Raw genomic sequence first — 20,850 nt, forward strand, 5'->3', positions numbered from 1 at the left:
CAATGGCTATTTTAAAAAATGACTGGACTCCGTTACTTGAAGATGAGTTTAAAAAACCGTATTATCAACAATTAAGGAAAACTTTGCAGGAAGAATATCAAACGAAAGTAATATATCCGGACCGGTATGATATTTATAACGCGCTTCATTTTACTCCGTTTAACGATACAAAGGTTGTCATTATTGGTCAAGACCCGTATCATGGTCCTGGACAAGCCCATGGATTAAGTTTTTCTGTTAAACCAGAAGTGAAAATTCCCCCATCATTGCAAAATATTTATAAGGAACTACAGTCTGATTTAGGATGCTATATCCCGAATAATGGCTACCTTGTAAAATGGGCAAAGCAAGGTGTATTAATGCTAAATGCCGTCTTAACCGTGAGAGCGGGAATCCCAAACTCACATAAAGGTTTAGGGTGGGAGATATTCACTGATAAAGTGATAGAAACTTTAAATCAGAGGGAGACACCGGTTGTATTTATTCTTTGGGGGAAATTTGCTCAACAAAAACAACAATTGATTACTTCTCCTCGGCATTTTATTATTAAGTCTCCACACCCAAGCCCTTTTTCTGCCAATAGAGGCTTCTTTGGCAGTAGACCATTTTCCAAGACGAATGCGATTTTACGGGAAATATGGGGGAAAGAGATCGATTGGCAAATCCCAAATTTATAATCAATGGGCCCAAACAAAGAAAAAGAAAGTCGCTTTTCTATTCATCAATAGAAAAGCGACTTTCATGAAAAATGTTTATTAATTTCTGATAAGATAGTCGAATGCTCCTAAAGCAGCAGTCGCGCCAGATCCCATGGAAATAATAATTTGTTTATATGGACTATTTGTACAGTCACCTGCAGCAAATACTCCTGGAATATTTGTTGCTCCGCGGTTGTCAACAACAATTTCTCCAGTTCTTGTACGTTCAACCGTATCACCTAACCAATCTGTATTTGGTACTAGGCCGATTTGAACGAATACACCCTGCAAGTCGATGTGACGTTCTTCTTCTGTTTCACGGTCAATATAGGTAATACCGTTTACTTTATCAGTTCCGGTAATTTCCTTTGTTTGAGCGTTCTTAATAACCGTCACATTTGGAAGGCTATTAAGACGATCTTGTAAAACTGTATCCGCTTTTAGTTCTGCCGCGAATTCAAGAACAGTTACATGGTTCACGATTCCAGCAAGGTCAATCGCTGCTTCAATGCCGGAATTACCGCCACCAATTACCGCTACGTCTTTTCCTTCAAATAATGGACCATCACAGTGTGGGCAGTATGCTACACCTTTGTTCTTAAATTCCGCTTCACCGGGAACGCCGATATTACGCCAGCGAGCACCTGTTGAAAGGATAACTGATTTGCTTTTAAGAATAGCGCCGTTTTCTAACTCAATTTCAATAAGGTCTTTCTTTTCTAACCGTTTCGCACGTTGAGTATTCATCACATCAATGTCATATTCTTTAACATGCTCTTCAAGACTTGCTGCAAGCTTAGGACCTTCAGTATATTTAACACTAATGAAGTTTTCAATGCCGAGCGTATCCATGATTTGACCGCCAAAGCGTTCAGCGACGATACCTGTACGAATGCCTTTACGTGCGGCATAGATGGCTGCACTAGCACCGGATGGACCGCCACCAACAACAAGTACATCGAATGGTTCCTTATCAGAGAATTCGGAAGCATCGGCTGTACTGCCCATTTTTGCAAGAATTTCTTCCAATGTCATTCGACCGCTGCCAAAGGATTCGCCATTTAGGAAAACAGTTGGAACTGCCATAATGTCCTTGCTTTCTACTTCTTCTTTGAAGGCAGCACCATCAATCATCGTATGGGTTATACCAGGATTGAGGACAGTCATGATGTTTAATGCTTGTACGACATCAGGACAGTTGTGGCAAGTAAGGCTGACATATGTTTCAAAGTGATATTCACCTTTAATGCTTTTTACCCGATCAATTAAGCTTTGATCAATCTTTGGAGCCCTTCCGCTTACTTGAAGTAGGGCTAAAACGAATGAGGTAAATTCATGACCAAGAGGTATACCAGCAAAAGCAACACCAGTATCTTCACCGATACGGTTTACACTAAAGCTAGGTGTTCTCTCTAATGTTGTTTTTTCAACTTTTATTTTAGGTGACATTGTTGCTAGCTCATCAACTAGAGCTAGCATGTCATGTGATAATTTATCAGAACCTGCACTTACTTTAAGAAGTACATCGTTTTCTAATAGTTGTAAATACTGATTTAATTGTGCCTTAATATCTGCTTCGAGTATCATTTATAGCACCCCTTAGATTTTACCAACAAGATCAAGGCTTGGTTTAAGTGTTTCTTCGCCTTCCTTCCATTTTGCTGGGCAAACTTCACCTGGATTGTTGCGAACATATTGTGCAGCTTTCACTTTATTAATAAGTGTGCTTGCATCACGTCCGATACCATCCGCATTGATTTCAATTGCTTGGATAACACCATCTGGATCAATGATGAATGTACCACGATCAGCTTGTCCTAATTCTTCGATGAATACATCAAAGTTGCGAGAAAGAACGTGTGCAGGATCACCAATCATTGTGTAAGTAATTTTACCAATTGCTTCTGATGTATCATGCCAAGCTTTATGTGTGAAATGAGAATCTCTTGATACAGAGAATACTTCTACTCCTAGTTCTTGAAGAGCCGGATATTGTTCTTGAAGATCTTCAAGCTCAGTTGGGCAAACGAATGTGAAGTCTGCTGGATAGAAGCAAACGACGCTCCAGTGACCTTTGAAATTTTGTTCAGTAACTTCCACGAAATCACCGTTTCTGTATGCTTGAGCTGTAAATGGTAGTACTTCTTTTCCGATTAAAGACATTATTAATTCCTCCTAAGTTTTTAATTTATAAATTATAGACTACAATAAGTATTACCATAATTCCTTATTGTAAATCTATAATCAATATTAATTTATATTAATTATTATATGGAAATAATTATTCTAGGTCAAATAAAAAATACGTATAATTTGTATTATTTATGATCTTTTCGAAAATTAGTCACTAAATGCTGTTTTCGGTATAAACAAAGGGCCGTTCCTCGGTATCCCGCGAGAGTCAAGTGACTTTCGCTTGTCCTTAATCGAGTAACCAGCACGAGTAAAATTAATCGGAGATTTTCCGGTTAAATGCAGAATGGAGATCGTTTCTGGGGTATATAAGGGGAGATTTTCCGCCTATGCAAAGAAAAATCTCCTATTTTCGCATTTTTCGAGTCAATAGGCGGAATTTCTCCTTCTATTTAAGCTTTTTTTATTAATAAATACTAATTAGGCGGAATTTTTCCGCCTATGTTTTTATCTCGGGTATTTAACCTAATCGCCAACCGATAAGTAGGGGAGTAAGGGGTGTTAATAAAAGAAAATTGGCAGCATATCCCTCCCTTCATACTAGAAGAATGAGAGGGGGAATATACCGCCAATAGAGCAAGGGATGCTTAACGATTAATTAACTGTAATTTATTTACACGACTAAACTTAATAATAAAATAAATCCTAATCCGGCTACTGAAATCACCGTCTCTAGTAATGTCCATGTTGCAAAGGTTTCTTTCATGCTTAAGCCAAAATATTCTTTAAACATCCAGAATCCAGCATCGTTAACGTGTGAGGCAATTAAACTACCTGCACCTGTTGCTAAAACAACTAAAGCGAGGTTGACATCGGATTGTCCGAGCATTGGGATTACCAATCCAGCAGTTGTTAAGGCAGCAACCGTTGCTGATCCTAAGGAAATCCTTAAGATGGCTGCAATGATCCAAGCAAGTAAGATTGGTGATAGGGAAGTTCCCTTGAACAACTCAGCTACGTAATCACCGACTCCGCCATCTATTAATACTTGTTTGAAGGCCCCGCCGCCCCCAATGATTAAGAGCATCATACCGATATGTGTAATTGCTGTCGTACATGAGTCCATTACTGTTTTGATAGGAATCTTTCGCGCTATTCCCATCGTATAGATTGCGACAAGTAAGGAGATTAACATAGATGTACCTGCGTCTCCGATAAAACGAATAACCGCTAGTAAACTATTATCTTCAAATCCGATTGTCTTTTGAAGCAGTGTAATAATAGTAGCGATCGACATTAAAATAACAGGAAGGATTGCTGTAAATACACTGATACCAAAACTAGGTGTATTTTCAAGCTTAAATACCTTCTGTTCACCTAAAGAGGCGATGCTGCCCATTTTCGTAAAGGATTCAGGCACAACTTTTCTAGCAAACTTTGTAAATATGGGTCCGGCAATAATAACTGTTGGAATCGCAATAATAAAACCATAAAGTAGCACCTCACCGATGTTTGCACCATATTCTCCAGCAATAACGGTTGGTCCCGGATGAGGTGGTAGGAAACCATGAGTTACAGATAATGCCGCTGTCATCGGAATACCAAGATATAGAATAGACACCTTTAACTCTTTTGAAATAGCGAATATGATAGGAATTAATAATACTAAACCAACTTCGAAAAATAGGGCGATACCGATGATAAAGGAGGCTGCAACTACCGCCCATTGAATATTTTTCTCACCGAATTTATTCACAAGGGTCATGGCAATTCGCTGCGCTCCCCCTGAGTCTGCAATTAACTTACCTAACATCGCTCCAAGTCCAAAAATTAATGCTAAATGCCCAAGTGTTCCGCCTAATCCAGCTTCAATCGTTTTGACAATGTCCCCTAAAGGCATTCCAAGAGCTAAAGCAACACCAAATGATACAATGATTAATGAAATAAAAGTGTTTAATTTAAACCCCATAATTAAGATTAATAATGCTAAAATTCCAATTGCTACAATAATTAATGGCATTTGTTTTCCCCCTTTTGATTTAGTAAACCCCTTTGATAATTTGCAATTCTTCTATAATCTTCTGTTAAAACTTTGGATTAGTGAATGGAAACGGATAATAATTTCCTGTATTCCTTACTTTTCCTTTCCCACTAAATAACACAGCTTTTGTACTTGTCATACCAATATCTATTCCTAACATAAAGTTAGTCATTCTCTTGTATGACTCCTTTAGAAAGCAATTCTTGTGATCTCCATAGATCTTCAACTTTCCCTTGAACATCATCAAAATTTTGATGCAAGGATTTAATCATGAGTGACCGATCTTTTGTTTTGATCGCTTCAATATAGAGTTCATGATTTTTTACAATCCGTTCAAAATCCTCGTATTTTTCCTTAAACCGCATCCTCATCGATAAAAGTATGAAGCTTTCCATCACTGGTTTTAAATTATTCCAAATCATCAAGATGTATGAATGTTTAATAGCACGAATAATCGTTTCATGGAAAAGGACATCTTGATAGGAAAATTCATCAGCATCATAATATTTGATTGCAACTTTCATCATTTCCAAAATCTTGCTAAGTTCCTTTACTAATTCATTCACATCCATTCTTACAAGCCGTTCAAATACGAACGTTTCGATGAGTAGACGGACATCATAAATTTCTTCAATTTCTTTTTCTTTTAATCCGAGGACAATAGCCCCCATTCTTTCCAATTGAATAATATTTTCGGAAGCAAGTATTTTTAACGCATCTCTAACAGGTGAGCGGCTAACAGAAAAATCTGCTGCCAATTTATTCTCCGATAGAACGGTACCGCTTTCAATTGTGCCCGAAATGATTCGCATTCTAAGCTCGTATGCAATACGGTCTCCAGTTGAAGCTTTAGATAACCACTTTTCTGGATATAAATGTTCTGTCGATTCAACCATGAATGATCCTCCAATGTTACAAGTAGACTTGTATACAAGTATTATAATTTCAATTTTTCAAAATGTAAACGCTTTTTTACCTGGTGTAAAAACTATTTTTATACTTTAATTAACTTTTTAATAGGTTATAAAGTTTTAGTTATGTATATACATGTTTCATTGATAAAAAATGTGATTAATTGATATTTCTTAACATAAATTTCACATTTCTATCTTGTTAATAACTAATGGGTGTTTTAATCTATTTATATGAAGTAAATTCCAACTAGATTAAGAGAGGTGCTTTTATGTTACCGATAGAAAGGCAAAGACAAATAGTAGCTTGGTTAGAAGAAGAAGAAACGCTATCAATTTCAGAAATTAGTAGACGTTTAAATGTATCTGAAATGACCGTATATCGGGATATAAAGCCATTATTGGAGGATAAAAAGATTACTAAAACCTCCCGTGGTGTTTCTCTGGCGACCATTGGCCATATTCCTTCGAATTCATGTACGTATTGTTTAAAGGAATTAAATAATAGACATCCTGTGCAAATTATCACCAATGATCAGAAGGTGGAACAATTATGTTGCCCTCATTGTGGTTTATTAAGATATCGGGATATTGAAAAAAATGTCTCGCAAATCATCTGCCGCGACTTTCTACAAAATACTACGATTAGCGGGAAGTTAGCTTATTTTTTAATGGATGCTGATTTTCATTTAAATTGCTGCCAACCACAGGTACTTACGTTTGATTCATTAAAATATGCTGAACAATTTCAAAAAGGCTTTGGGGGGGTAATTTTCCAATTTGAGCAAGCCATTGAAGAAATCGTGAAAAGAATGAATGGGAATCGAAGTTGTGAGTGTCATCAATTGGGAGGTAGTTACGTTGATAAATAACAAGAAAATTAATCTATTAATATCTCTCATTTGTCTTACTTTATTTTTATTTCCAACCTTTACCTCCGCCCATGCTTACATAGTCAAATCCAATCCTTCTGATAACGAGATTCTCAAACAATCACCGAAAAAGATATTCATCCAATTCGATGAGACCATCCAATCTGTGAATAATTCGATTCAAGTTTATAATGACAAAGGTAAACGGGTGGACCAGAAAAACGGGCATGTAAATGCAAAAAATTCAACCATTCTCGAGTGCGGTTTAAACTCGAAACTTCCAAATGGTACGTATCGAATTCAATGGAAGGCTGTATCAAATGATGGGCATCCCGTTCAAGGTGTGATTCCATTTCAAATCGGTTCAGATAGTGCAGTCCAAGATGGAACAGCGATAGAGGCGAAATCAGAGGGGTATACACCGCAAAGTGATCTTATCATTATTCGTTGGTTACAATACTTTAGCAATGCAAGCTATATTGGTGCTTTATTCTTTTTACTTTTGATACTTCAAAAGGATTTAGTCCAAAATGGATATGTTAAAAAGGCGTTTAAAAAGATACTAAATTATTCGCTATTATTATTATTTTTGAGTATTATTGTCAGTTTACCATTAATGGCATCTATTGAATTAACAACATCATGGAAACAAGTATTAAACATTGAAACGCTTAAGGATATGATTACAAATTCGGCTTATGGGAAAACGTGGTTAATCCAAGTTGGTGGTCTAATTTTATTATTGATTTTTACTTATTTATTGCATGTTAAAAGTAAATCATTACTTTACTGGATTTCTTTTATTATTGGAGTAGGTTTGATACTAACCAAAGCACTAACAAGCCATGCTGCTTCAACGACAAATGTATTATTAACGGTTGGAATGGATTTTCTCCATTTACTTTCAGCATCGATCTGGATTGGGAGCTTAGTTGTTTTTGTTGCTCTACTTCCTTTAAGCAGGAAAGTGGATACAAAGAATCATTATCTCGAAATGATAAGAAGGTTTTCCAAGTGGGGAATCATCATTCTCCTCGTTTTAACTGCGACAGGTATTTTTGGAAGTCTATTATATATTCCTAATCTCCGTTCACTTATTACTACTGATTATGGACGGACATTATTAGGGAAAGTTATTCTTCTGGTTATTATGATTATATTTGCAGCAGTGAATTTTACTAAAGGAAAACGTAAGAGTGAAAAGGGAGTTTCTCCTTCTTTATGGGGTGAATTACTAGCAGGAATAATTGTCCTAGTTCTTTCCGTTATCTTAACAAATTTACCAACGGCAATGGCATCACCGGGTCCGATAAAAGAATCAAAAACTGTAAATCAAGGAAGCAAAATTACTTTTGAAGCAACCCCAAACGTCATCGGAAAAAATACATTTGCTATTGATTTAAAAGATCGAAATGGGCAACCAATGAAGAATATTGAGCAAGTTGTCCTTACGTTTACTTGTCAGGAGATGGATATGGGCGAGGATACGAAAACATTATTGAAAGTTAAAGAAGGCAAATATGAAGGAATGGGTATGAATTTCAATATGGCAGGTCGCTGGAATGTTCATGTTCACGTCCTGACGAAAGATTTAGCAACCCTCGATACTGACTTTAAAGTATTGGTAGGTAGTCAATAATATAGAATAAGAGGAGAATCGAAAATGATAAAAACAATCAAAAAGATGTCGAAAGTGCTTTTACCAACAGTTCTAGGATTATTTTTATTTTCATGTGTGGCAAGTGCCCATGTGACAGTGAACCCAACTACTTCCACAACAGGTGCTTGGGAAACATATACAGTTAAAGTTCCAACGGAAAAAGAAATCCCTACAACTAAATTTACGATTAAAGCACCAGAGGGCGTAGAAATTGAGTCTTACCAGCCGATACCTGGGTGGAAATATTCCACTGATAAAGATGCCGATGGAAAAATAAAATCATTTACATTCGAGGCTACTGGTGAAGGAATCTTACCTGGTCAATTCCAACAGTTTACGTTTGTTGCAAAAAACCCTGATAAGGCAACAAAAATTGCATGGGATGCTTTCCAATTTTATAAAGATGGCAGTATTGTAGAATGGACGAAAGATGAAGGTGGAGATACACCTCATTCAATTACAGATATCGTTGCAGGTGCCTCTACGGATCAACATCATGATGATCAGGCTACAACAAATACAACAAAAAAAGAGGAAACAAAAACAACAAATGTTGAAGCATCTGACTCTGATCAATCAACTTCACTTCCTTTAATCTTATCAATCGTTGCAGTTGTCCTTTCGTTAGTTGCGCTTATCATGGCCTTTCGTAAAAAGTAATATAAACAAAAAATGACTTATTCATTAGTTGAATAGGTCATTTTTTGTTTATAAAGGAAGTTATGATGTTATTGAGCATGAACCTCACTTATTAAAGCATGAGTATTCCCTTCTGTATCTGTAAAAAAGGTCATCCACGTCTCGGTTTGTCCCATTTTTGCTACGATATGTGGCTCGTCGATAAAAGTTACCCCATTCCGAATGAATTCCTCATAAGTATTTTTTATGTGTTCAACTTGAAAGTATATGACGGAGCTAGCAGATGCAAACTCGTCTTTTTCTGGTAGGCTTAGTAGAAGACGCAGACCATTACATTCAAAAAATGCCATAGTCTCCGTATTAAATAATAAAGGAAGATTCAGTTGCTCTTTATAAAAGTGAATAGCCCTTTCTAAATCCTTAACAGGTACCCCAATTTGTCCTATCTTTTGAATAAAATCAGTATTCATTGAATTTTTCCCCTTCCATATCCGGCAATAGGTAAAAGAATTTTCTGATAAGTACATTATACATGAAAGAAAGAGCCTTGTGTAAAGGCTCTTTCGTATGAATTGCTCGTTATAGTGCATCTTTAATAACCTTTTTGTAATAAAGAACAGATAATATACCGAAGATTGAATATAGGACCGTGTATAGAACCATAACGGCGATCATCGGTGTCCATAATTCAGTACCAAACATGAACCAGCCTGATTTAACGGCGAAGTAACTATGAAGTAATCCAACGGCTAAAGGAATACCGAAATTAAATAGTTGTTTAGCTTGAATGCCCTTTAATAAATCCATTTGGGTAAAACCGAGTTTTCTCAAGATCGTGTAGTTTGGTTTTTCATCTTCACTTTCATCCATTTGTTTAAAGTAAAGAATACAACCAGAAGTAATCAAGAAAGTTAATCCTAGGAACCCGACGATAAACATAATGAGTCCCATCGCTTGTTTCTGGCTGCTGCTCATCAAAAGACGTGATAAGTTTCCAGGGTGGTCATCAAGATGCAACTTTTCGAAAATGTTATTTGCCTTTTCAAGATTGGCGTCGTCCTTAATATCGATGCCAACATAATAAGATTGATCAAATTGAATTTCAGGATCAAGATCATTTTTTAATTGTTGAAAAACAGTATCGTCAACAACAGCAACAGGCAAGCCACCGAATGTGAAAGTATAAGGAAGTATGAACTCATCCTTTAAACCAATATATTTCTGTGGAATCCGTTCCTTTTTTCCCTTTAAGACAATGGTTCCTGAATCTTTGAAGGACATCACTTTTGAAAGCATCCCATCTAATCCGCTAAAGAGGATCTCATCCTTTGATAGGTCGACATCGCTTAGGGATTTGTCACTTATAACTGGAAAGGTCATGGCCGACGGATCGGATTTCAATTCTTTAAAATTAGAATCCATTATTTTACGTATATCAATATCTACTTGAATGACTTTCATTCTTTTTTCATTATAGGCAATCTTCTTAGCAGCTAATGCCTTTTCAAATTCCTTTGCATCTTTATCATTTGTCAGAGAAAAGTGAGTAGGTACATTTTGCTCCGCGGTTTTCTCTGCTGAGTAATAAGAGATATAAGATAACGACAATAAGCCGATAGCAAGTGCAGAAACGGTTGTAATAATCGTCAGTAACAAGGCGTTTGATTTCATCCGAAACATGATCGAGGAAAGGGATAATACTTCATTAATATTCAAGTATCCGCCTTTCTTTTTCCTAATAACATTCGTAATAAATGTGACAGATCCTTTATAAAAAAGATACGTTCCAATGATGACTGAACCGAGAATAAAGATCATGGCCATGAAAAGTTCGTTCGTAGTTGAAAAGTCTCCATCAAATAATTTTGATGAAACATAATAACCTGAAATAATTAATACAATGCCAATAACTCCAATCAATACTTCAAAAACACTTATTTTTTTCACTTTTCCTTCTGCGGAAGATATCACCCTAAATAAGGATAATATCGTTTGTCTTTTAATAAAAACATAGTTCATTAACATGATTACAAGATAGATGAGTGTAAAAACAATAAATGTTTGTATTAAAGCTTCTACAGAAAACTGAAGGGTTGCGTTTGTTTCTACATCCGTAATTTTAAATAATAACATCATAATCAATTTAGAACAGGAAAATCCGATAAAGATACCAATTAGTAAAGAACCATAATAAAGGATCAAGTTCTCAACACTCATAAGACGGAAGATCCCGTTCTTTGTCATTCCAATCAATTGAAATAAGCCAATTTCTTTACTGCGGCGCTTCATAAAGAGCTTATTTGCATATAAAAGGAAGACTGCGACGATTGCAATGAGCAGAATGGATGCTGCTTTCAACGCAGCGGCCCCTTTAATGGATCCTTTTGCTTCATTCATGGATGGGTCGTATTGCAGCGTAACAAACGCGAAATAAAGAGCGACACTAAAGATTAAGGCAAATACATAAAGATAGTAATTCTTAATATTCTTTTTTAAGTTGCGAAGAATGAGATGATTAATGCTCATTTTGCACACCACCTAGTACTGCTTGTGTTTTCATAATGTCGTTAAAAAAAGCTTGTCTTGTTTCTTCTCCTTTGTTTAACTGCGTATAGATTTTTCCATCTTTAATAAAAACGACTCTGTTACAATAGCTTGCTGCGACTGGATCATGAGTGACCATTACAATGGTTGCTTGAAGCTTTGCATTTAAATCATTAAGCTTATTTAATAAATCGGAAGTTGATTTTGAGTCAAGCGCACCGGTTGGTTCGTCAGCAAATATAATACTTGGATGATGGATAAATGATCTGGCTGCAGAAGTACGTTGTTTTTGTCCACCAGAAATTTCATTTGGATATTTATCTTTTAGTTCGTAAATCCCTAGTTCAGTTGCCACTTCTTTAAATTTTAGTTCTGCTTCTTTTTTTGGCACTTTTGTAATCGATAGCGGCAATAGAATATTTTCTTTAACAGTCAATGTATCCAGTAGATTATAATCTTGAAAGATAAAGCCTAGATGACTTTTGCGAAATTCTGCTAACTGTTTTTCCTTCATACGAGTCATATCTTTTCCATCAATTTGAATGGTTCCGTTGCTCACCCGATCGATAGAGGAAAGGACATTAAGCAAGGTAGTTTTCCCGGAACCAGAAGGACCCATGATGCCGACAAATTCCCCTTTCTCTACGCTTATATCAATGCCTTTTAATACTTCTTGTTTATTGAACTTATTCCCATATACTTTATAAATATTATTTGCATCTAATATTTTCATTTTTGTATCGCTCCTTTATTTTATAGTTTTATTATAACGAGCCAAATTTTCATTATCCTTCGATTAAGCGAACAAAAAATAAAAGCATGTGACATTTTTGTCACACGCCCATAATTTGATGAAACTCATTTCTCTTTGGAAAAGTTAATGTAACAGTTGTTCCTTTTCCAAGAGTGGATTGGACATCAATTGTTATTAACAGGGATTTGGCACACTTTTTAGCTAAGTAAAGTCCCATGCCTGTTGCTGCATGATCTTGATGTTCGGCCGTGGAAGTGAACCCTTTATCAAATATCCGCGGCAAATCCTTTGGGTCAATCCCTCGTCCGAAATCTTTGACTTCAAGGACTGTATGTCTATTTTGCTCATAGGTTCTAATGAAAATATCGGATGCTTCACTATATTTAACGGCATTTGTTAAAAGCTGTCTGATGATGAAGGCGACCCATTTCCCATCACTAACCACTTCTGTCACTTCTAATTCCATATCAAATCCAATGCCTTTTTGCATACACCATGATTGTAAAGTTTTAATTTCTTTTACAATTAACGATTGAAGGTTTACTTTTTCCATGTATAAATCATTTTCCATAAATGGAATCCGCTTTTGATGAAGCTGGGTGTCGAGCAGCAGGTGGATTCGCAGCCATTCATGGGTTAATTGCTCTTTAATCTTTTCATCTTCTAAACGATCAATCATTAAACTCATTGCTGTTAACGGTGTTTTCACTTCATGAATCCAAGATAATAGTTCATCTTTCTCCTTTTCTAATGACATCAAATTATGTGAAGAATTCTTTTTTAGCATCTCTGTTTGTCCAGTTATCGAGTCTTCAATAATATGTTCAAAAGGACTTTCTGCATTGGGGATTCTCGTTAAATCGAGACTGTTTTCCCACTCTTCTAAGCTTCGGTAGAATTTCGTTTCCTTTTGATAGCGAATGATGACAAAAAAGATAAAGATGATAAAGGATAAAAAGACAATATAAAGTATAGATGAAAGCGGGATGGTTGTATCAATAAATGCTATAAAGACAAACAATAGCTGTAGAAATATAAATAGGAAGATCCAACTAAATCTTTCGCGTAAAAATTTTTTAATCATATTAAAATGCCTCTTCTACTGCGATATACCCTTGTCCTACTTTTGTTTCGATAAATTGCCCCAAACCGATCTCGTCTAACTTTTTTCGTAGTCTGTTTACATTGACGGTTAATGTATTATCGCTCACGAAGCGCTCATCTTCCCATAAGCTCTTAATTAACGCTTCCCGGCTAACGATTTTATTTTTTTGTTCAATTAGTTGTTTTAAAATAAAAATTTCATTTTTTGTCAGTTCAATAGAGCCTGTTTCATTGGAGACGATGTTTCTTTCGTAATCAATCGTTGCCCCACACCAAGTTTTGAGTACCGTTTCTTCCGTATTGTAGTTATATACACGGCGGAGGATTGCCTGGATTTTTGCTATGAGCACATCAAAGTGAAATGGCTTTTGTACAAAATCATCTGCACCTAGCTGCATGGACATCACCATGTCAGTAGGATGATCGCGTGACGATAGAAAGATGATGGGAACGTTTGAATGCGCGCGAATCATTCGGCACCAGTGAAATCCATCGAATTTCGGCAATTGGATATCAATAATGACTAAATCTGGTTTTATAGACGTAAAATCTTGCATCACATGATTAAAATCTGTAACACCATATACATCATAAGACCAACTCGATAATCGATCTTTGATTTCATGGTAAAGAGTAGTATCATCTTCAATTAGTAGAAGTTTAAACATTGTAATCACCCAATTCTTTTCTTAAAAATATTGTATAGTAAATTCAGTTTCCTTGCTATACAGAGATATTAAGCTCTGGGAACTTATTATTTCCAAGAAAGATACCTTCAAAGGTTACTCATTTTTGATATGAGAATAGTATATGAGTGACATTTATGTTATTAACAATAAAAGGTAGGCGATATACAGCACTTGGGAGGAGAATTAGGTGAAAACTGATCCCACATCTGAGCATTCCGGGATGGAAATAGGGGTATATTCATTCGGAGAAATCGCTCCTAATCCACATTCGGGACAAATAATTAGTTCAAAGCAACGTTTAGAGGAAATTATAGAGGCGGCAAAGATTGCTGATGAAGCGGGACTAGACGTTTTTGGTGTTGGTGAACATCATCGTTTAGATTACGCTGTGTCAGCACCCGCAATCATTTTATCTGCGATCTCACAGGTCACAAATAGAATTAAATTAACGAGTGCTACTACAGTATTAAACACGGTAGATCCTGTACGGCTTTTCGAGGATTTTGCTACACTTGATCTTTTGTCCAATGGGCGTGCTGAAATAATTGCAGGGCGTGGCGCCTTTATTGAACCTTTTCTCTTATTTGGATGTGATTTAGGAAAATATGATGAGTTATTTGAAGAGAACATTGAGTTGTTTCTGAAATTGAATGCGTGTGAGAAGATTACCTGGTCAGGACAATATCGTTCGGCACTACACAATGCGGAAATTTCACCACGTCCATACAAAAAAAATATTCCCCTTTGGATTGGTGTCGGGGGAAATCCAAATAGTGCAGCACGAGCAGGAAGGTTAGGCACAGGTTTAGCAATAGTGATTCTTGAAGGTGATCCAGCACGATTTAAACCAATTGTCGAGAAGTATCGTGAAACGGCTTATAATACTGGATTTTCTCCTCAAGATTTAAAGGTTGCTGTAACCGGACATGTTTATATTTCAGACACATCGCAACAGGCAAGGGATGAATTTTACCCCTATCATTCAAATTATTGGGGGAATCCGAATCAACCTCCAAAAGGGAATACACGTTTATCTAGGGAAGACTTTGAAAAGATGACCGGTCCAGAATCTGCTTTATTTGTTGGAAGTCCCCAGGAAATCATCGAAAAAATTCTACGGCAACACGAGCTGTTTGGCCATCAGCGCTTCCTTGCACAAATGGATATAGGTGGCATGCCTTTTAAAGAAGTGGCCAAAAACATAGAAAAATTGGCAACAAAGGTAGCTCCTGTTGTTAGAAAGGAAACAAAAAAATAATGGGACAGTGGTTTGGGTCCACCGTCCCGACTTTTTTCGGATTAAGGGGATAGTACGAGCTTGTTTCCCTTTTTGGTGTTAAGTTTTGTTGCATGATAAGTTCCTTCTGTCCATGCTTTGAGTTGATCGTGGTACCACTCACTTTTTATATGTCCTGATTGGCCGGGACCGACTATATGATAACCGGTATTCATATCATTGGTATCAATAACAAACCGCCATGAGGCTCCGTGATCAACTGTTCCATCTTCTTTATTAGCAGCTGCTTGAACGGTGACACTTGAACCGCCTACAGGAATTTTACCATCACTATTAAATAAATAGTTTAATGGTTTCACGCTAGAAAGTGGGTGGGCGAAATAGAGTTGATGGTATTTGCCCCATTCCCATTTCTTCACATTATCACCTTGTTTTTTTTCTATTTCTTTTATAGCTAAGGTAAGGGATGATTGCAGCACCTTTTGTAATCCTCCATGTTCAGTTATCCATGGACCCGGCTGACCTTCTGCTGCGTGCCTTATAAGTTCGTCGACTGCTTGCTTTTGGCCACCGAATTTATCAAGCATTTCTTTTGAGATTTCCTTAGCGAAAAGAACTTCAGGGATTTTCCTGATCCACATATTGAAAATGAGGGGTGCAGCTGCATCTTTATCATCAATATAGTTCCATTTTTGTAAAGATGTTAAAGCTTCTTTTGCCGACTTATCCTTTATTTCTTTTAATTGATCTAGAAAAATAGGAACAAATTCCTTTGCCTGTAAATTTACTTTATCCATTTGCAAATCTTGCATATCTTTTGCTGTTATTTGATCTTTTGATTTTAAAACTTCTTGGATTCGCATTTGACGATACGGCTGTGCCCAATTATGACTAATATGGTATGGATAATCGTCAGAAATGACTTTATTATTAGCTGTTGAAATAAATCCTTCCTTCGGATTTATGGTTTTCGGCAGTTCGTTAAAAGGGATGTAACCCGTCCATTCGTATTCATCCGTCCAACCAGGGACTGGGAGCAGGCCATCTCCTTTTTTTCGAATCGGTATTTTGCCATTTGCTTTATAAGCGATTGTTCCGTCCTTCGAAGCGAAGACAAAGTTTTGGGTTGGAGTTTCAAAGTTTTCTAGTGCCTTTTCAAATTCATCCCAATTTCCCGCTTTATTCATTTGTAAGACGGCCTCCAATTCATTTGAAGGCTGTAGAGCCGTCCATTGTAATGAAAGAACCGTGTCCTTGCCGCTATCTGCAGCAAATTCGGAAATTACCGGACCATGTCTGGTGATAGTCACTTCATAATCAATCGTTTTTTGATCTTTAACCTTTATTGGTTCTTTAACAACCTCCGCATTCTCCCATTTTTTATTATAAAGAAATTGGTTTTTCTCTTTTGGATTTCTTTTTTCAATATATAAATCTTGAACGTCTGGTCCTGTATTCGTTACACCCCATGCAATTTCTTCATTATGACCTAAGATAATTCCTGGTACTCCGGCGAAAATAACACCGCTTACATTTACAGTTGGCGCTTTAAGCTGCATTTGATACCAAATGGATGGTGAATTAAGTCCTAAATGTGGATCATCGGCTAATATTGGTTTTCCTGATTTTGTTTTCTTGCCGCTTACGACCCAATCATTACTACCATTGAATTCAGGAGGTATAACTGCAGAGGCAAAGCTTTTTTCAAGATTTAACGTATCTTTGCTTATAATGTATGGTGCGTCTTTTGGATAGGATGGGAATAAATCATAGGCCTTTTCCTTAGGAAAGTTTTGCAGTAAGTAATAGCGGAATGCTTGATCTTCCCAATGTCCCCCAAGGTCAAATGCCATGTATTTTCCAATTGTTAGTGAATCAATTGGTGTCCATTCCTTCGGCTTATAGCCAAGGATTGTAAATTCAATCGGCCATTTTCCGTTGTCTTTTAATTCCTTTATATAGGCATTTACTCCGTCGGCAAACCACTGTAATGTTTCTTTCGCTTGTGATGAATATTCATTATAGGATGCAGTGGCAGCTCTTCTTAAACCAAGTGTACGGAAGTATTTGTCTTTATCGATAGCCGCTTCGCCGACAACTTCACTTAATTCACCTGAAGCTTGGCGCCTGCTTAGATCCATTTGAAATAAACGATCCTGTGCTTGAATATACCCCTGTGCCATATATAAATCATGCTCATTTTCCGCATCTATATGTGGCACCCCATCTTTGTCCTTTATTACATTTACTTTAGCATTTAATCCGGACAATTTTATTTCCCCTTCTGTTTTTGGTAAAGAGCGAGAGATGTACATATTCGCTGCAAAATACGCAACAAGTACTAGCACAATGATGATTGATATCGTCCAGATTGATATCTTTTTCCAGTTTATTTTCCTTTTCTTTTGATTTTGTAAAACAGACTCCAAATTACATTCCCCCTTTTGTAATTATTATTCGCGCACAATAGATAGAATCCTTTTAAAAAAGTTCTTAAAGAACTTCTTTTTGTGGGATATGCCGGGTTGTTGATATAATGAATGAAGCAGATACAATACTAGATAAATCTAGCCAGCTTACTAGTTTTTAAAATTTCTGCGATAAAGGATGAGAATTGTTGGAAGGTAAAAATTATAAGCCAATATCTTATGTTTATACATATTCCTATCGCGATGAGGAACAATCGCTTTGTGAATTAGAGCTACGCACACTGTTTGATATAAACAATATAAATAATGATTTTCGCATAATTGAAAGTCCTGTAAAAATTAATCCTAGTAGGAGCCCGTTTTTAAAAGAACGAATTGATGTCATTTTTGAAGGAAATGAACTTCAAGATATCGTGCAGAAAGTAAAACAGTTAAAGGTAGGGGCGTATACGTATAAAGTTATTTATGTAAAAAGCGGTGACTTCAATCAGACAAAAAAGATAAGCTTTACTAAGCGACGAGAGATAGAGCGGGAAATTGGATTGCATATCGACGGAGAACCGAATTTAATCAATCCAGATCGACTATTTGGTATTTTACGTATAGATGAAAGGTGGGTATTTGGTGAGTACGTTAAGAATGACGCAAGTTGGTTGCGGCATCAAAAAAAGCCAAATAGTTATTCAACGGCACTCAGTACACGTGTGGCAAGGTCAGTGGTAAATATTGCCGTTCCTAATCCAGTTGGAACTAAAGCCATAGACCCCTGTTGTGGAATTGGAACAGTATTAGTGGAGGCTTTGTCGATGGGGATAGATATCGTTGGAAGCGACAGAAATTATCTTATTGTTCCAGGGGTAAGAGAAAACCTTGCTTATTTTGGACTTGAAGGTGAAGTAACTGTTAGGGATATGAATAAGATAACAGAAAAGTATGATGTAGCAATCATCGATATGCCGTATAATTTATGTTCTGTTTTACCGGATGCTGATAAATTGAACATGTTACAAAGTGCGCGGAGATTTTCTAGTAAATTGGTCGTAATAACAATTGAAGAAATTGATGACATTCTACTAGAAGCGGGATTTATCATTACTGACCGTGCTATTGCAAAAAAGGGCACATTTTCCCGACATGTCATTGTTTGTGAGTAAGTAGGGGAGTCTCGTAAGTCTATGAGACTCTCTATTCTTTAAAACTAATTGCAAGTAATGGATTCTTCTATTATCAAGTGTCTATTTGTTGCGTCTACACGTGCTTTTACACCAAGTGGCAAGGCCAATTTCGTTTTACAATGTCCAGCAAATACGTTATAAATAATGGGTTTATTGGTTGGAATTAGTATATTTTTAAACACATCCATCAATGTATAACCATTTGGATCCGTTTTACTTTCGCAATTTGTCCATGACCCAAGGATAATACCGGCAGCATCCGTTAATTTTCCCGCTAACTTTAATTGGGTTAACATTCGGTCAACCTTATATGGCTCTTCATCAATATCCTCTAAAAACAATAGTTTTCCTTTCGTATCTAGTTCATAGGGTGTTCCTAATAATGCACAAATTAGCGAGAGATTTCCACCAACAATTTCGCCGGTTGCTTCACCATCTACCATACTGCACATATTTTCCTTATTCGGATTCATAAGTTTTCCAAGAGGATGATGGTCCATCACTGTCCTTAATAAGGCTTGTTTTGTAAAATCATCCGCATCGATTAAATCAGAGGCGGCCATCGGACCATGTATAGTTGCCAAATGGCTTTTTTGCATCAATGCAATATGAAGTGCTGTAATATCACTATAACCAATAAATAGTTTAGGATTTTCAGCAATCATCTCATAGTCTACGTATGTCAATAGTTGGGGAGTACCGTATCCTCCTCGTATACATAAAATAGCATCTACTCTGTCATTCATAAACATTGAATTCAAATCCGTAGCGCGGCTCTTTGGAGTACCCGCTAAATAACCGCCTAATTCTTGAAAACAGCTATTGCCTGCTATTACATGAAATCCAAGACGTTCAATTGTTTCAATTGCCTTGAGAGTCCGGTCCCTTTTTGTGGGACTAGCAGGGGCAATTAAGCCAATCGTGTCTCCAAACTTTAGTGTTTTGCCTTTTTGCACATGACTCCCTCCTCTTTTTTATTACTATTCAATATGACAGAAGTAAATGAGAAAGAAATTAGTAAATGTTATTTCAATATAGCTTTATAAAAGTAAATGAATGACAATTTTCGTTTTGTATTCCAGTATAATGAATTTTCAAAAAAGTGTTTTTTACTTTTCACCATCTTTTATTGAGTTATAATAAGAAAGTTCGTATTACTAAATACTTTATTCTAGGAGGTTTTTTATATGAAAAAGACATGGGTTTCCTTTGGAATCAATATTGTTCTTTTGGTGTGTTTAGTATTTGTATTGTTTATATACAAGGGACCTCAATCTTCGCAAACAGCAAGTACTAGTGAACATGCATCAGCTAATACGACTGCTAATGCAGAGGCAATAGTGAAGAAAAATTGTATTACTTGCCATGGAGATACATTACAAGGTGGTGCGGGTCCGGCCTTGAATAAAATTGGTTCCAAATATGATCAAGGTAAGATAGAAAATATTATTAATAACGGAAAAAACGGAAAAATGCCTGCCGGTCTTATCTCAAAAGACGAGGCGAAAAGTGTCGCTGAATGGTTATCAAAGAAAAAATAAGGGTAATAAAAAGAGAACCTGACCCAAAAAAATGGGGTTCAGGTTCTCTTTTTGAAAAACTGAGCAAGGCGCTTTCACTTTTCTTACAAACTTAGAAAAAGGATGTCCAATTAAATACAACTGACCATACAATCGTATTTAGTACCAATCCGGTAATTAAAAGAGACCAACTATTCTTTTTCTGCTCCCAACATGCAATGATCACTGCAAGTCCAATTGGAATACCAATAAAGGATAACCAAGGAAAAGTGTCATTGAATTTAAAAAGAAAGATTGCTAGGCACGCGGTTAATAGTACTGATAAAAGAACCTCACTGAAAAGAGATAGTTCCGCTTTATTGTGAGTAGTCATTGTTTTTCTCCTTATGAAAAAATTTTTTTAATTCCTAATCATTTTTCAAAAAAATTTTTAAAGTTTTAGTG

At 36.4% G+C, this 20,850-nt stretch carries 19 protein-coding genes and 1 pseudogene; 7 read left to right on the top strand and 13 right to left on the bottom strand.

Features of this window, described 5'->3' with window-relative positions:
• Positions 1–2 precede the first annotated feature (2 nt).
• Positions 3–677: a uracil-DNA glycosylase gene (locus MKY81_RS05070; RefSeq protein ID WP_108072604.1), complete on the top strand. Its 675-nt coding sequence runs from the start codon at positions 3–5 to the stop codon at positions 675–677.
• Between the two features lie 78 nt (positions 678–755).
• On the opposite strand, the gene ahpF is transcribed toward MKY81_RS05070, so the two are convergent.
• From ahpF to MKY81_RS05095, 5 genes and pseudogenes are all read right to left on the bottom strand, one after another.
• The gene (ahpF, locus tag MKY81_RS05075; RefSeq protein WP_107921172.1) at positions 756–2,285 is read right to left on the bottom strand and encodes an alkyl hydroperoxide reductase subunit F; all 1,530 of its coding nucleotides are present in this window, start codon (positions 2,283–2,285) and stop codon (positions 756–758) included.
• Positions 2,286–2,297: 12 nt separating this feature from the next.
• Entirely contained in the window at positions 2,298–2,861 is a 564-nt protein-coding gene (gene ahpC / locus MKY81_RS05080) for an alkyl hydroperoxide reductase subunit C (RefSeq protein WP_066230744.1), read from the bottom strand.
• Positions 2,862–3,504: 643 nt separating this feature from the next.
• Entirely contained in the window at positions 3,505–4,851 is a 1,347-nt protein-coding gene (locus MKY81_RS05085; RefSeq protein WP_107921171.1) for a GntP family permease, read from the bottom strand.
• Positions 4,852–4,942: 91 nt separating this feature from the next.
• Positions 4,943–5,116: pseudogene (locus MKY81_RS21080) on the bottom strand (gluconate kinase); the annotation flags it as partial.
• Positions 5,037–5,768, bottom strand: a complete 732-nt coding sequence (locus MKY81_RS05095; RefSeq protein ID WP_066230735.1) for a GntR family transcriptional regulator — start codon at positions 5,766–5,768, stop codon at positions 5,037–5,039. The pseudogene MKY81_RS21080 and the gene MKY81_RS05095, both read right to left, overlap by 80 nt.
• A 287-nt stretch (positions 5,769–6,055) precedes the next feature.
• Here MKY81_RS05095 and MKY81_RS05100 point away from each other — a divergent pair, with 287 nt between their 5' ends.
• The 3 genes from MKY81_RS05100 to MKY81_RS05110 are packed head-to-tail and all read left to right on the top strand — an operon-like array spanning position 6,056 to position 8,975.
• Positions 6,056–6,655 carry an HTH domain-containing protein gene (locus MKY81_RS05100; protein ID WP_066230732.1) on the top strand — a complete coding sequence of 200 codons (600 nt, stop codon included), beginning with the start codon at positions 6,056–6,058 and terminating at the stop codon, positions 6,653–6,655.
• Positions 6,645–8,294, top strand: coding sequence for a copper resistance CopC/CopD family protein (locus MKY81_RS05105; protein ID WP_244913503.1), 1,650 nt, complete (start codon positions 6,645–6,647; stop codon positions 8,292–8,294). Before MKY81_RS05100 ends, MKY81_RS05105 begins: the two co-directional genes overlap by 11 nt.
• 24 nt (positions 8,295–8,318) lie before the next feature.
• Positions 8,319–8,975, top strand: coding sequence for a YcnI family copper-binding membrane protein (locus MKY81_RS05110; protein WP_107958216.1), 657 nt, complete (start codon positions 8,319–8,321; stop codon positions 8,973–8,975).
• A gap of 68 nt (positions 8,976–9,043) precedes the next feature.
• On the opposite strand, the gene MKY81_RS05115 is transcribed toward MKY81_RS05110, so the two are convergent.
• The 5 genes from MKY81_RS05115 to MKY81_RS05135 form a co-directional block, all read right to left on the bottom strand.
• Positions 9,044–9,424, bottom strand: coding sequence for a VOC family protein (locus tag MKY81_RS05115; RefSeq protein WP_341116982.1), 381 nt, complete (start codon positions 9,422–9,424; stop codon positions 9,044–9,046).
• A gap of 109 nt (positions 9,425–9,533) precedes the next feature.
• A complete protein-coding gene (locus MKY81_RS05120; protein ID WP_341116984.1) occupies positions 9,534–11,480 on the bottom strand; it encodes an ABC transporter permease in 1,947 nt (648 codons plus the stop codon).
• A complete protein-coding gene (locus MKY81_RS05125) occupies positions 11,470–12,231 on the bottom strand; it encodes an ABC transporter ATP-binding protein (protein ID WP_107958220.1) in 762 nt (253 codons plus the stop codon). The genes MKY81_RS05120 and MKY81_RS05125 overlap by 11 nt, the downstream gene beginning before the upstream one ends.
• Positions 12,232–12,331: 100 nt before the next feature.
• Positions 12,332–13,336, bottom strand: a complete 1,005-nt coding sequence (locus MKY81_RS05130; protein WP_107958222.1) for a sensor histidine kinase — start codon at positions 13,334–13,336, stop codon at positions 12,332–12,334.
• Between the two features lies 1 nt (position 13,337).
• The gene (locus MKY81_RS05135; RefSeq protein ID WP_108072585.1) at positions 13,338–14,024 is read right to left on the bottom strand and encodes a response regulator transcription factor; all 687 of its coding nucleotides are present in this window, start codon (positions 14,022–14,024) and stop codon (positions 13,338–13,340) included.
• Between the two features lie 241 nt (positions 14,025–14,265).
• Between MKY81_RS05135 and MKY81_RS05140 the strand changes: the two genes are divergently transcribed.
• Positions 14,266–15,303, top strand: a complete 1,038-nt coding sequence (locus MKY81_RS05140) for an LLM class flavin-dependent oxidoreductase (RefSeq protein WP_107957853.1) — start codon at positions 14,266–14,268, stop codon at positions 15,301–15,303.
• A 41-nt stretch (positions 15,304–15,344) separates the two neighbouring features.
• Here MKY81_RS05140 and MKY81_RS05145 read toward each other — a convergent pair whose 3' ends face one another.
• Positions 15,345–17,711, bottom strand: a complete 2,367-nt coding sequence (locus MKY81_RS05145; protein ID WP_341116988.1) for a penicillin acylase family protein — start codon at positions 17,709–17,711, stop codon at positions 15,345–15,347.
• A gap of 188 nt (positions 17,712–17,899) precedes the next feature.
• Here MKY81_RS05145 and MKY81_RS05150 point away from each other — a divergent pair, with 188 nt between their 5' ends.
• Positions 17,900–18,865 carry a TRM11 family SAM-dependent methyltransferase gene (locus tag MKY81_RS05150; RefSeq protein ID WP_108072588.1) on the top strand — a complete coding sequence of 322 codons (966 nt, stop codon included), beginning with the start codon at positions 17,900–17,902 and terminating at the stop codon, positions 18,863–18,865.
• A 44-nt stretch (positions 18,866–18,909) separates the two neighbouring features.
• Here MKY81_RS05150 and MKY81_RS05155 read toward each other — a convergent pair whose 3' ends face one another.
• Entirely contained in the window at positions 18,910–19,842 is a 933-nt protein-coding gene (locus MKY81_RS05155; protein ID WP_108072590.1) for a S66 peptidase family protein, read from the bottom strand.
• 231 nt (positions 19,843–20,073) lie between these two features.
• Between MKY81_RS05155 and MKY81_RS05160 the strand changes: the two genes are divergently transcribed.
• Positions 20,074–20,427: a c-type cytochrome gene (locus tag MKY81_RS05160; protein WP_108072591.1), complete on the top strand. Its 354-nt coding sequence runs from the start codon at positions 20,074–20,076 to the stop codon at positions 20,425–20,427.
• A gap of 91 nt (positions 20,428–20,518) precedes the next feature.
• On the opposite strand, the gene MKY81_RS05165 is transcribed toward MKY81_RS05160, so the two are convergent.
• The gene (locus tag MKY81_RS05165) at positions 20,519–20,779 is read right to left on the bottom strand and encodes a hypothetical protein (RefSeq protein WP_108072593.1); all 261 of its coding nucleotides are present in this window, start codon (positions 20,777–20,779) and stop codon (positions 20,519–20,521) included.
• Positions 20,780–20,850 lie beyond the last annotated feature (71 nt).

It is taken from the genome of Heyndrickxia sp. FSL W8-0423 (assembly GCF_038009395.1).
Classification (GTDB): Bacteria; Bacillota; Bacilli; order Bacillales; family Bacillaceae_C; genus Heyndrickxia; species Heyndrickxia sporothermodurans.